8 protein-coding genes and 1 other RNA gene are annotated in these 13,699 nt (G+C 60.7%); 3 read left to right on the top strand and 6 right to left on the bottom strand.

Annotated features, from left to right (window positions below; all coding sequences use genetic code 11):
* The 5 genes from DW189_RS07285 to DW189_RS07265 form a co-directional block, all read right to left on the bottom strand.
* Positions 1-1,908 (bottom strand): glycoside hydrolase family 18, encoded by a 1,908-nt coding sequence (locus DW189_RS07285; protein WP_117507323.1) that lies wholly within the window; start codon positions 1,906-1,908, stop codon positions 1-3.
* A 23-nt stretch (positions 1,909-1,931) separates the two neighbouring features.
* A complete protein-coding gene (locus DW189_RS07280) occupies positions 1,932-3,488 on the bottom strand; it encodes a SusD/RagB family nutrient-binding outer membrane lipoprotein (protein WP_117507322.1) in 1,557 nt (518 codons plus the stop codon).
* A 12-nt stretch (positions 3,489-3,500) separates the two neighbouring features.
* A complete protein-coding gene (locus tag DW189_RS07275; RefSeq protein ID WP_117507321.1) occupies positions 3,501-6,863 on the bottom strand; it encodes a SusC/RagA family TonB-linked outer membrane protein in 3,363 nt (1,120 codons plus the stop codon).
* Positions 6,864-6,988: 125 nt separating this feature from the next.
* Positions 6,989-7,990 (bottom strand): FecR family protein, encoded by a 1,002-nt coding sequence (locus DW189_RS07270; protein WP_117507320.1) that lies wholly within the window; start codon positions 7,988-7,990, stop codon positions 6,989-6,991.
* 83 nt (positions 7,991-8,073) lie between these two features.
* Positions 8,074-8,670, bottom strand: coding sequence for an RNA polymerase sigma-70 factor (locus DW189_RS07265; protein WP_117507319.1), 597 nt, complete (start codon positions 8,668-8,670; stop codon positions 8,074-8,076).
* 381 nt (positions 8,671-9,051) lie between these two features.
* Between DW189_RS07265 and rnpB the strand changes: the two genes are divergently transcribed.
* An RNA gene (rnpB, locus tag DW189_RS07260) (RNase P RNA component class A) lies at positions 9,052-9,427 on the top strand.
* Between the two features lie 181 nt (positions 9,428-9,608).
* Positions 9,609-11,075 (top strand): DHA2 family efflux MFS transporter permease subunit, encoded by a 1,467-nt coding sequence (locus DW189_RS07255; protein WP_117507545.1) that lies wholly within the window; start codon positions 9,609-9,611, stop codon positions 11,073-11,075.
* 59 nt (positions 11,076-11,134) lie between these two features.
* Here DW189_RS07255 and DW189_RS07250 read toward each other — a convergent pair whose 3' ends face one another.
* The gene (locus DW189_RS07250; protein WP_032134706.1) at positions 11,135-12,397 is read right to left on the bottom strand and encodes an anaerobic sulfatase-maturation protein; all 1,263 of its coding nucleotides are present in this window, start codon (positions 12,395-12,397) and stop codon (positions 11,135-11,137) included.
* 174 nt (positions 12,398-12,571) lie between these two features.
* Here DW189_RS07250 and DW189_RS07245 point away from each other — a divergent pair, with 174 nt between their 5' ends.
* Positions 12,572-13,696, top strand: coding sequence for an aldose epimerase family protein (locus tag DW189_RS07245; protein ID WP_117507318.1), 1,125 nt, complete (start codon positions 12,572-12,574; stop codon positions 13,694-13,696).
* Positions 13,697-13,699: the final 3 nt, after the last annotated feature.

Genomic DNA, 13,699 nt, shown 5'->3' with positions numbered 1-13,699 from the left:
TTAGTTTGCAGGGGCGAAAATCTCGGCCTCGTTCATACTGGTGAAATCGGTTACCCGGCCGACGTATACCCGGAGATAGCGGGCTTTGACGGTCTTCTTGAACTGGAATATCTTCCAGTTGTCGGCCGAGAGTTTGGGCACGAACGAAATTTCATTGGTGAGGCTATACCAGTTGGTGCCGTCCTCGCTGTACTGGAAATCGGTACATTCGGGGTTGGAGTCCTCGTAGTAGATATGCCAGCGGAAGCCGTTGATGTCGTAGGCCTTGTCCAGCGTGATGATGAAGTTGCCGCCGTTCCCCCACGAATAGGACGCATTCGCGGCATACCAGCAGTTGGAGTCGAGCTTGCCGTCGAACATGCAGGCCTTCTGCGCATCGGAATCGAGGTTCCAGACGCCGTTGGCGCCGCTCGAAGCGGTGCCCTGGTAGCAGACGATCGTCCACCCGGAGGCAGGTTCGATCTTCACGCCCGTAAGCGCCGTCGCATCGACGTCGATCTCCACCGCCGACACCGTCAACAGCAGGTAGCGTACCAATGGCTCCTTCGAGGTATAAATATCTTCCGCGGGAAGTTCCACGACGATGGGGATCAGGTAGTAACCCTTCTCGATCCCGGCAGAACTTACGGTAACGGACACCTCGTCGGACAAGAACGCACCGGCTGCCACGCCGAGCGTGCCGAGCGAAACACGCGCGGGGTCGATCGGCTCGTAGGAGGTGCCGTGCTTTTCGTTGTAGGCATCGACCAGCGAATTGTCGATAGCCAGCGGGAACGAAACGTCGGCCGGGGCAGGACGAGCCAGCTCGACCCGGATTTTTTCGTCCACCTCGCCCGTGATGGTACCGTCGTCCCCGACCAGGAACAGGTATTTGGACAAGCCGGTCGAGGTCAGACCGACGATCAGGTCGCCGCCGGCGGGGTTCACATCCTGGATCGCCTCGCGCATATACTTGTAAGGCATCGACGAATTGGCGTACTCATACTCCATGTGATAGGCACCGAAACCGGCGCCGAAACCCTGCGTGGGGTTGAAGCGCGCCATGCCCAGCAGCGAGTTGACCCACTGGCCGTCGCGGCATTCATGCGACACGCCGCCGGTTTTCCAGAGGGACTCGAAGTTCTCGGCGAAGATATACTGCTCGGGCTTCCAGCCTTTCTTATAGGCTTCGTCGAAGCGATCCTGCAAATCGGTATAGCCGTAAGAATTATAAGCCTGCACGATGCCGTAGTCGAAGCAGTCGGCCACATCGGCATGCACGGCATAGGGCACGCCGTCGATCATAAGCAGGCGTCCCGTCCCCGACTTGGGGCCGACGTATTTGCTCATGGCCAGGATCAGCTTCCTGAACAGCTCGTTGTCATGTCCCACGAACGGCCCCGAAGCGCCGTAGCCGGGTTCGTAGTCGACGTCGATGCCGTCGTAGCTGTACTTGTCCATCGAGTCCTTGCAGTAGGCTTTGGCGTAGGCCTCGATGGCCTCGTCGGTATATTCGCCGCCGCCGATCTCGGTGAGGAACGGCTCGGGCATCTTGTCCGAGAAGATCGTGAAGGTCACCTTCGTGCCCTTGATCTTCTGCACGAACTCCTTGTCGGCGATCTGCTCGGGGGTCAGCGAATGCCACTGGCTCCAGATGGAGATGATATCCATCGAGTCGGGAGCACTCTGCAGGCGGGTCTGGTAGGATGCGCCGACGGCCGTCCACGAACCGTACCAGCCGAAAGCGATCTTGTGCTTGGTCTTTTTGTATTCGCGCAGGGCCTGGTAGTAGGCATTATCGCGCAGGATGGGCGACTGCTGGTCGGGATGCTGCGTAATTTCACGCTCGGGATCCGTCCAATCCGAACAAGCGACGAAAAAGGCACCCACGATCGCAAGGGCCGCGACGTATTTCAAGAAATTTTTCATCTTTCGTGTTGTTTTTAGGTTCATTATTTCTTATCCCACCAGAGTTTCGTACCGCCGGTATCGGCTCCGCCGAGCAGTGCGGTGGCAGCCGCCACGCCGGCGGCATTGTTCGAGTACTCCGAACGCGGGAAGGTCATACGGCGCACCTGGACGTTGGTATCGACCTTGCCGCCGCTGAGGTTGTTGACGATCGGGATCACCTTGGGGTAACCTGTGCGGCGGAATTCCGACCAGGCTTCCTGCCCGTTGGGGAACATGGCGATCCACTTCTGCGTGATGATCCGTTCGAGTTTCTCCTCGTCCCCGGCGCCGGCATTCCATTTCGGGGAGACGGACGAAGGTTTCGAAGCGTTGTATTTCGTCGAGGCGGCCGAAGCGTCCTCGAATGCCTGGGGTTCGCTCGCACTCTCGGCATAGGTGGCCGCGGCGGCCGCGGTAAGACCGCGTTCGAGGAACGACAGCTCGATACCCGTCTTGTAGAACGATTCATCGTCACCGCCCATCTCCCAGCCGAGCATGGCGCCTTCGGCCCGCAGGAAAGCGGCCTCGGAAGCGAGGAACCACACGACGGGCGTATCCTTGGCGACGTTGGGCACCGAAAGTCCGGTATAGTCCGCCTTCAGCATCGAGCTGAGACCGCTGCGGACACCGTGGTACTTGCCATCCTCGCAGGTTTTGAAATAGGCCGGCAGGCGCGGATCGGCGTAACCGTTCATATAAGCGTCGATGGTCGCACCCATGCGGGTATCGTTATAGGCGTTCCACACCTCTTCGAGCGGATTGTATACCTGTACCGAACCGGAACTCTTGAGCCACGCCCCGTCGTCCGAAGCGGTCATCACCCCGTCCCTGACGGCTTCCTCGGCATAGGTCCGGGCAAGCCCGGGTTCGACGAAACGGATGCGCATGGCCATGCGGAGCTTGACCGAGTTGGCCAGCTTGAGCCATTTCGCATAGTCGCCCTGGTAAACGGCGTCGACCTTCTGCAACGGCCTGGCGTCGGCGGCATTGGCCGCATACTCCTTGAGCACCGCGATGGCGGCATTCAGATCCGTGAGAAGGTTTTTGTAGACGGTCTCCTGCGATTCGTAGGGGTTTTCGGTCTGGCCGAAATTCGAAACGGGGATCGGGCCGTAGATGTCGGTGGTACGCTGGAGGGCCATCACCTTGATGACCTCGGCAACGGCAAAGACATCGTCGGTAACCTGTCCGTTCTGGTAGGCGTACTTGAGGTTGAGCCATGCAGGCATCACATTGGTGAAAGCCACCGAGAAAGGCACGTTGTTGTAGTCCGTACCGTCGAGGTCGTAAGTACAGGTATAGCTGCCGCCGTTGAAGGCCTGGATCGGGGAGAGATAGCCGCCGAAGGCGTCGCCCATCAGGTTGCAGGCGCGCTGGAACTCGTTGGCCCCCACGTCGCTGCACGGGATCACGGCATCCATTTGCATGGTGGTGATGTAGGTCTTCTTGTCGACCGACTGCACCGCATCGGGATTGGTGTTGAAGGATTCGAAGTCACCAGTACAGGCGGCAAGCGCCGCAGCGGCGAAAAATCCTATTGTATGATTGAATCGTTTCATTGGTCTGAAATTTTAGAATTGGAGTCTTACGCTGAAACCGATGGTACGGGCGCTGGGCTGCATGAAATAGTCGAGCCCCTGGTAATAGGTACCCGTGGACGCGGTGATCTCGGGATCGAACGGCGCCTTGTTGTAGAGCATCCACAGGTTGCGGCCGACGAGCGACACGGTCATGCCGATCTTGTCGTTGAACCACCTGGAAGGCAGGTCGTAGCCCAGAGTAAGTTCACGCAGGCGGACGTTGGTCATGCTGTAAACGTAGTGTGAAAGCATCGAAAGCCCGTTGCCGTTGTTGGCGTAGAAGACCCTGGCATCGGGGACTTTCTGATCCTCGGAGATCCAGACACCGCCGTTTTCCCGGGCGTCGGCCGAATCCTGCGAGGCACCCCAGCGATCCATCAGGGCCTGCGTCGCCGAAACGCCCTGGCCGCCGATGCGGGCATCGAACAGCACGCCGAGGTTCACGCCCTTGTAGGAGAAGCGGTTGTTCCACCCCAGGCGGAAGCGGGCTTCGGTATTGCCGCCGTAAAGCCACGTATTGGGATCGGTGGTGACGGTATTGGTATTGGGGTCGACATAGATGCGTCCCTGATCGTCGGTCTTGAGCCCCGTCACGTAGAAGTCGCCGATCGAACCGCCTTTTTTGACCTTCATGCGGTAGCCGCCGTAGTCCATGTTCACCTCGTCGACAGTCACCAGGTTACCGGCCACGTCGCGCGTGCCTTCGGGAACCAGCTCCTTCACCTCGTTGCGGTTCATCGAGAAGTTGACATTGGTCGACCACGAGAAGTCGCGCCACTTGTTCTTGTAACCCACGACCGCTTCGATACCCCAGTTGTTGACCTTGCCGGCATTGATATATGCCCGTTTGTAGCCGGTGCTGGGCGGTGCATCGTAGCTGAAAAGCTGGTTGTAGGTGTTGGTATTGTAATAGGTCACGTCCGTCCAGATCTTGTTGCCGAGGAACTTGGCGTTCAGGCCCACTTCGAACGACTTGGTGCGCTCGGGCGTAAGGTTGACAGCCGGGGCATAGGAGTCCGACGAAACGATACCGCCCGTCTGCAAAGGCGTATTGACACCAGTAATAAACCGCTGCGGGGCGTTACCCACCTCGGCATAGGAGGCACGCACCTTGAGGAACGAAATGCCGGCTTTGGAAAGGTCGGCCATCGACGAGATGACGGCCGAAAGGCCCACCGACGGGTAGAATATGTTCATATGGGGCGTGAAGGCCAGCTGCGACGCCCACTCGTTGCGCGCCGTCACGTCGAGGTAGACCATGCCGTTATATCCCAGCTGGGCGGTGGCGTAGACGGCCTGCGTCTGGTCGTGGTAGCGGTCGGCGTAGGGTTTGGTCTGCGAATGGCTCATATCCACGTTGTAGACCGAGAACTTGTTGGCGAGGGTGGCCAGGTGGCCCTCGAAGCCTTCGCCGTCGTTCTTGTCGTCGAGGATGCTCGCACCCAGGTTGAACGACAGGGAGAACTTGTCGTCGAAGAAACTCTTGTTGATCGACAGCAGTGCGTCGGCGTAGAGGTTGTTGTGATGGATCTTGTTGTTCTGGTAGTTACCGTATTCGGAAGCGAACAGCTTGTCGGACGAGGCATAGATCTTGCGCGTATAGTTCATCACCATGTTATCGGTGCGCACGCGCCCCGTGAGGGTGATCCAGTCGGCAATGTCCCACTTGAGCGTGGCGTTGAACGTATAGCGGTGCGCCGTGTTCTCGAACAGCTCGCGGTTGGTGATCCACCAGGGGTTCTCGACGCCGGTGATGAACTCCAGGGGCCAGAACTGCTTCATATAGCCCGCCGTGGCGTCGTAACGCTCGTAAACCTCGTACTTGGAGATGTCGTCGCCGCGCGGGAAGAGGTAAATGGGAATCAGCGGGTTGTGGTAGAGGCCCTGCACGAGCGGGTTACGCTTGTACTGGCGCATGTAGGAAGCGCCCAGGTCGAGCGTCAGCTTGTCCTTGATGAGCTGCGTGGTATTGCGGAAGGTAAAGTTGTACCGGTTGTAGACGTTGTTGGGGATGATGCCGCGCGAATTGAGCGAAGCGGCCGAGAAATAGGACTGGTTCACGCGCGTACCGCCCGAGACCGAGATCGCATTGGTCTCCTCGAAGCCGGTCTGGAAGAAATCCGAGGGGTCGTACGAGGTCGGGGTCGAGAGTTTCGTACCCCAGCTCATGGAAGGTGCCGTAGCTTCGGTGCCGTAGATGTTCTGGAACTGCGGCATGACGAACGGCGACGAAAAGGTGGTATTGTTGGCGTAGTTCACGCGCACACGCCCCTCCTCGCCCTTTTTGGTCGTGATGACGATCACGCCGTTGGCACCCTGCGAACCGTAGAGCGCGGCCGCCGTGGCGCCCGAAAGCACCGTCATGGATTCGATGTCCTCGGGGTTGAGGTTCGAGATACCCTCGAAATCGCCGCCGTCGGGCGTTTCGTAGGTGCCCTCGGTCTGCGACGAACGCAGGTCGGGCATCGGGATACCGTCGATCACATAGAGGGCGTTGTTGTTGCCGCTGATGGACTTCACGCCGCGCATCACCACGCGCGTGGAACCGCCCACGCCCGAGGCGCTGGCGTTGATCTGAAGGCCGGCGACCTTGCCCGAAAGCGAGTTCATGAAGTTGGCGTCCTTGACCGTGTTGACGATGTCGCCCGCGACCTCCTGCACGTTGTAGGTCAGCGCTTTCTCCGACCTTTTGATGCCGAGTGCGGTAACCACCACGGCGTCGAGCACTTCGTTGTCCTCGTGCATGACCACCGACAACGGGGCGGATCCCGAGACGGGAAGTTCCTGTTTGGTATAGCCGATGAGCGAAATTTCGAGCGTGTCCCCCGGTTTGGCCTGCGGAAGCGAGAAATTGCCGTCGATGTCGGCGGCGGCACCGGTCGTCGTACCTTTGATAAGCACGGTGGCGCCGACCAGGGGCATGCCCTTATCGTCCTTTATGACTCCGGTAACGCCGCCCTGAGCGCTGTGGGGGGGGGAATTTTTAGCTTTCTTCGAGAGCACGATGTGTTTGTCCCGAAGGGTATAAGCGATGTCGGAGCCCGCGAAGAGCTTGTCCAACACGGCCTGCAGCGGTTCGTCGTGCACCGAAAGGCTCACTTTGCGGTCGGTGTCGATGTCCGACGTATTGTAGACGAACGAACAGCCCGTCTGCTGCTGGATAGCCTGGAAAACCGTGATGACCGTCGCGTCCGGGGCATCGAGGCTCACACGCGAGAGGGCTTGCTGCGTCTGTGCTGCGGCAGAGGTGGCGCCGAAGCATCCCAGGAGCAGCATCGGGATAACGAACAGACAACGGAAACATGTAGCGACAACACGTCCTCCCCTGCCTGTCGCAAGGTTAGTTTTTTTCATGGATCAGATTTTAGGTTAGTGTAATGGTTAGGTGTCGAAACAGGCCGCCGAAAAGTGCGGCATCCGGGAAAAAAGAGACGTTAATTTTCCATAGGCGGATCGAAGGTTTTTAAGTTCGTATTCGGTTATCGTTCAGGGTTTGCGTAGAGTTCGATGTCGTTGCCGGCGATCCTGTAATTGAATTTATAGGTCAGTTGCAATACGGACATGATGTGGTAGATGCCGTCCTCGACGCGGAAATTGCCCGAGAAACGCATGTCGCGGAGCCGGGTGTCCATGAAACGGATGTCGACGTTGTAGTAGCGCTTGAGCTCGGCGACGATCTCCCCGAAAGTATCGTGCTCGAAGCAGAATCGGCCGTCGATCCAGTTGATCGAGCGTTCGGCCGAGGGGCAGTCGGTCAGGCGCATGGCGTGCGTCCGGGTGTCGAAAACCAGCTGCTGCGCGGGGTGCAGGCGCACCGAGGCCTGCTCGCGTCCCGAAGCATAGGCCTTGACGGCGCCTTCGAGCAGGACGGTGGTGACACGATGCTCGTTGTCGTCGTTGCGGATGTTGAAACGTGTGCCGAGGACTTCGACGTCCAGGCCGTTGGTCGACACGACGAACGGCGCCCGGCGGTCGTGCTCGACCTCGAAATAGGCTTCACCCTCCATCTTCACGCGGCGCTGGCGCGAAAAGAAAGGGGCAACGTACTCCACGCTGCTCGATGAGTTGAGCCACACCTTCGTCCCGTCGGGCAGCACCACCTGCGACCGCTCGCCCAGCTGGGTGACGACGGTCACGGGCTGCGCCAGGCGCTTGGAAAGCAACACGGTCGTGAGCCCGCCGGCCAGGAGCACCGCGGCGACCACGGCCGCAGCGGCAATACGCACCGCGCTCCGGCGCAGGGAGATACGGCGTCCGGCGTGCATGCGGCGCTTGAACTGCCGGAGCGAACGTTCGACGTCAATACCGGCCGCATCGTTGATACGGTCGCTGACATACAATATATAATAAACCTGGCCGAGCATCCTGCGGTTTGCGGCCGAGCGGTCGTACCACGCCTCTACGGCCTCCGCCTGCGCCGCGTCCAGCTCGCCCTTCAGGAAGGCGACCAATACCTCTTCGTCGATTTCGAAATTTGCCATGCTGTTTGCTTGTCTATAAAGTAATACAATCCGTCAGCAAAGGATGCTAACGGAACGGCGAAAAAAAAATTCAGATTTCCTTATCAGGAGAGGTCAGGCCACAGCAACAGCACGAGCAGCGGCCAGTAATCGCTGAGCTCTTCGCGCAGCAGGCGAACCGTCTGCCCGATACGGTAATTGACCGTCTGCGGGGAGACGTTGAGGCGGGCGGCTATTTCTTTGTGGGTCATACCTTCCAGGCGGTGCATACGGAAGGTCTGCCGGAATTCAGGAGGCATTTTGCGCAGAGCTTCGGTCAGCCGCTGCACCAGTTCACCCTCGAGGTAGAAATCGGGGTCGTCGAACGTCTCTTCGTAGCGTTCGGCCAGCTGGCGGATGATGCGGTTCTTGAGCGTGTCGCGCGAGGCGCTGTTTAGCGACTTGTTCTTTACGATGGTGAACAGCAGCGATTTGAGCGGCATCTCGGGGATCAGCGAGGTGCGGTTTTCCCACACCCACATCAGGGTGTCCTGGACGAGTTCCTCGGCGCGTACCGGCGGCACGAAGCGCGTGGCGTAGGTGCAGAGCGGTTTGTAATAGCGGCGGAAAAGCGCATCGAAACATTTTTCATCCCCCGCACGGAGCAATCCGACAACCGTGCGGTTGTCGTGTATGTCGATCGTATGCGCGTTATCTGCCATCGGCCGGTATATTCTTCGGGCCCGCCGCCCCGAAGAACGGCGGAGGGACAAAGCAAAAATACAACTTTATCCAATATTTGCAAAAAAGATTCCGTACAGGGCATACAGTGCGCCCGAACGGAGTATGCCGGAGGGAAACCGCGGAACCGGCGCGGGCAACGCCGTGTCCGGCGGCAGGGAAGGCGGAGGCCGGGGACGGCGGCGTATTGCCGCCGCCTCGGGGAGCACCCTGCCGCCCGGCGGGAATGCGTCACGGCACAGGCCGGGAAGCAGGGTGCGGCATGGACGCGAATACCATGGCGGCAAGCCGGGATATTCCCGGCTTATGTCCGGAAATCGCAACCGCGGAGCGGGAATCCGCCGAATTTTATTACCTTTGCGGGGCAGGCCCGCCCTGTCGCTGCCGGCCGAGGCCGGGAGAGGAAAGTCCGGGCAACACAGAGCACCGCGCAAGCTAACGACTTGATATCCGTGAGGGTATAGGAGCGTAACAGAGAACGACCGCCCGCAGGGGATTTCCGTAATCCCGGCGGGTAAGGGTGAAAAGGCGGGGTAAGAGCCCACCGCGGGGGCAGCGATGCCGTCCGGCAGTACGTCTCGCGGGTTGCAAGACCGTGTATACCGGCAATTAAGGGTTGCTCGCCCGATGCCGGGGGGTAGGTTGCTTGAGACGGCAGGAGACTGCCGCCCTAGATAAATGACAGGGGCCCGGGGTTCGCCCCGGGAACAGAACCCGGCTTACAGGGCCTGCACGTACGGGGATGCCGCCAAAAAGCGGCATCCCCTTTTTCGGGCCGCTACCGCAACGGGACGGACGGCGGGAGCGGGAGCAGTACCCGGGGAAGCAGAGAAGCCCGGGAAAGAAAAACGCAGAAGGACGGGCATTCCATGCGGCAGGCATCGGCAGCATGGCATTTTTTTTGACGTATCGCCCGCCGATGGCGACCCTCGGCGAACATATCCGGCAAAGCAACGCTTACAAATGGTGGATCCTGGGCATGATCATGCTCGGGACGTTCATGGCCGTGCTGGACGTGACGGTAGTCAACGTCGGGCTGCCGGCCATCATGTCGGCTTTCGGCATCGGCATCTCGACGGCCGAATGGGTCATCACCGCCTACATGATCACCATGACCGTCATGCTCCCTTCGGCGGGATGGTTCGCCGACCGCTTCGGGAACAAACGCATCTATATCCTGGGGCTGGCGCTCTTCACGCTCGGGTCGTGGCTCTGCGGCAAAGCCCCGGGCGACCTGTTTCTGATCGGGGCACGCGCCCTGCAAGGCGTCGGCAGCGGCATCATCCAGTCACTGGGACTGGCGATCGTGACCCGCGAATTCCGCCCCGAGCAGCGCGGCCTGGCGCTCGGCCTGTGGGCAATGGCGGCGGCCGCCTCGATCTCGTTCGGCCCCCTGCTGGGCGGCTACCTGGTCGACGCATACAGCTGGCACAGAATCTTCGACGTGAACGTCCCCGTGGGAGTGTTCGCCATCCTGCTCTCGGCCTTTATCCAGAAAGAATGGAAAAGCCCGGCGCGGCACCCGTTCGACTGGCGGGGATTCGTGGCCATCGCGCTCTTCATGCCGCTGGCGATCTTTGCGCTGGCGCGGGGCAACTCGCCGACCAACCACGACGGCTGGGCCTCGCCCACGGTGATCGGCTGTTTCGCCGTGGCGGCCGTGGCGCTCGCCTACTTCGTCCGCACGGAGCTGCGCAGCCCGGCGCCGCTGCTGCAGCTGCGCCTGCTCGGGGAGCGCAACTTCGGGGTTTCGATGGCCGTGCTGACGCTCTTCTCGATCGGTATGCTGGGCGGCACCTACCTGCTGCCGCTCTACATGCAGCGCGGGCTGGGCTACACGGCGCTGATGGCCGGGAGCGTATTCCTGCCCGTGGGGCTCATACAAGGAGTGCTGTCGGCCGTATCGGGTTACCTCACGCGCTATGTCAAACCCCTGCTGCTCGCGGCGGCGGGCATCCTGCTGCTGGCGACGAGCTTTTGGCTGGCCAGCCGTTTCACGCTCCACACCACCCACCGGCACATCCTCTTCGTGCTCTACATCCGCGGGCTGGGCATGGGGCTCACGTTCGCCCCGCTGAACTTCTTTTCGCTGCGGAACCTCACGCAGCACGACATGGCCGCAGCGGCGGGGATCTCGAACAGCATCAAACAGCTCGCAGGCAGCATCGGCATCGCCATCCTGACAGCCGTTTACTCGGCCCGGACGGCCTTCCATGCGACGCACGAAACGGTATCGGCTTCCCAAACCTATGTCGAGGGGGTGACCGACGCGCTGGGCGTAGTGACATGGCTGACCCTCGCGGCGGGGTTGCCACTGCTGTGGGCATTCCGCAAAAAACGGAAGAAAACGCCGGCAGGGAATCAGAGGGAGGCAGGGGAAAGTTAAACCGGGGCGGGAAAGGCCGGACCGGTGTGCGCCGGGCCGCCGGATCGGGCAACGGACGGCTACATCAGCCCCATGCGCCTGCGGGCGAAAGGCATGACCCAGGCCGGGGATTGTTGCCGCGCGAGCAGGTCGCGCATGTATTCCATGTAGGGTTCGACGTGGCGGAAATAGTGCATCAGCCCCTCGCAGAGCGAATTTTTGGGGCTGCCGTCGGCCCCGCGGGCGAAACGGTGCTTGGGACATTCGCCCCGGCAGGCGAAATAGTAGTTGCAGCGCAGGCACCCGGCGGGCAGCGTATTGCGTTTGTCCAGCCCGAATTCGCGGCGTTTCCGCGAGCGGTAAAGCTCGGCAAGGGGCGTTTCGCGGATATTGCCCAGCCTGTACTCGGGGTAGACGAAATGGTCGCAGGAGTAGACGTCGCCGTTGTGCTCGACGACCAGCGCGTCGCCGCACGTCTCGCCCATCGAGCAGACGCCCGGCTGCACACCGCACCACTGCGCCAGCGAGGCGTCGAACAACTGCACGAAACAGCGCCCCACGTCGCTTACGACCCACTCATCGAAAACATCGCACAGGAAATGCCCGTAGCCTTCGGCCGAGACCGACCAGCCGGCCAGCCGCGCCCCTTCGTGTCCGGGCGGGACGATCAGCGGACGGTGGTGTCCCGGTTTGTCGACGACGTGTTCGACGGCGGGCAGGAACTGCATGAAGCGGCTGTGCACCTCGTCGCGGAAGAAGCGGTAGATCTCCCCGCCGCGCCCCTCGCAGCGCCGGTTCACGACGCTCAGCGTATTGAATTCCACGCCGCTGCGCCCGAACATCCCGACCGTCCGCATCACGCGCTCGAAGGTCGGTTTGCCGCCCCTGGTCAGGCGGAAGGCGTCATGGATATCCCCGGGCCCGTCGAGCGAGAGGCCGACCAGGAAATTGTTGGCGGCGAAGAGGTCGCACCACGCCTCGTCGACCAGCGTACCGTTGGTCTGCAACGTATTCTCGATCCGTTTGCCGTCGGCGTACCTGCGCTGCAGCTCCATCGCCCGGCGATAGAAATCCAGTCCCAGCAGCAACGGCTCGCCGCCGTGCCAGCAGAACTGCACGGTGTCGACCTCATTGGCCCGGATGTACTGTTTTATGCAGAGCTCCAGCAGCTGGTCGTCCATCACGGCCTGGCGGCCGCCGTACTGCACCGCCTTGTCGAGGTAGTAGCAGTAGTGGCAGTCGAGGTTGCAGGCCGAGCCCGCCGGTTTGAGCATGATCGAAAAGGCCGCGGGGGCGACCTGTTTCTCCGCGTCGCGGAACGTAAATATCTGCTTCTGTTTCATGGAGCGGGCTGATGTCCCGGACAAAAATAGCAAAATCCCTCCAATATACGCCGTAAATGTCCGAAAGCGTGCCGAAACCGTACGGGCTCCGGCAAAAAACCGGGCCGCAGCGCACGTTTTTCGCCGGAATCGTTTATCTTTACGTGCTGAAAAAACTTAAAAAAAACGAAACCGATGAAAAAATCGCTTATCCTACTCGGCATGTCGCTGCTGGCTGCGTGCGGCGTGCAGAAAACGGAACTCCCGCTGCTGCCCGAAGAGGCATTCCAGACCACCGTCGACGGCAAACCAGTCGCACTCTACACGCTCCATGCAGGCGACATCACCATGCAGGTCACCAATTACGGCGCCCGCGTCGTATCGCTCTGGACGCCCGACCGCGAAGGCCGCTACGAGGACATCGTACTGGGCTACGAAAACATCGGCCGCTACATAGACAACACGGGCGAACGGTTCCTCGGCGCCGTGGTAGGCCCCTACGCCAACCGCATCGCAAAGGGGCGCTTCACGCTCGACGGCACAGAGTACACCCTTCCCCTGAACAACAACGGGCAGACGCTGCACGGCGGGCTCCTGGGCGTAGACCGCGTGGTATGGGACGTGGTATCGGCCTCGGACGACAAACTCGTGCTGCATTACCTCCATCCCGACGGACAGGACGGGTTCCCGGGCAACCTGGATATCGAGATGACCTACTCGCTCACGCCCGACAACGAGTTCCGCATCGACTACAAGGCCACTACCGACAAACCGACCGTGGTGAACATGTCGAACCACCCGTTCTTCAACCTCAAGGGCGAAGGCAACGGCACGGTGCTCGACAACGTGATGACGATCAACGCCAGCCACACCACCCCGGTGGACTCGGTGCTGATCCCCACGGGCCAGATTGCCCCGGTAGAGGGTACGCCGTTCGACTTCCGTGAGCCGCACGCCATCGGCGAGCGCATCGGAGCGGAGAACGAACAGCTGCGCAACGGCGGCGGATACGACCACAACTGGGTCATCGACCGCAAGACCCCAAGCGGCATCGAGCAGGCCGCCACGGTCTGGGAACCCGCCTCGGGACGTACCATCGAGGTGCTGAGCGACCAGCCCGGGCTGCAGGTTTACAGCGGCAACTTCTTCGACGGCAAGAGCATCGGCAAATACGGCAAGCCGCAGCGCTACCGCGAGTCGCTGGCGCTCGAAACGCAGAAGTTCCCCGACAGCCCCAACCACGACAATTTCCCCTCGACGGTACTGCGCCCCGGGGAGATCTATACGCAGGTCTGCATCTACAAGTTCGGCGTGAAATAACAC

Source organism: Alistipes sp. AM16-43 (genome assembly GCF_003435745.1).
Lineage (GTDB): Bacteria > Bacteroidota > Bacteroidia > Bacteroidales > Rikenellaceae > Alistipes > Alistipes onderdonkii.
This window is presented reverse-complemented; position numbering and strand designations above follow the sequence as displayed.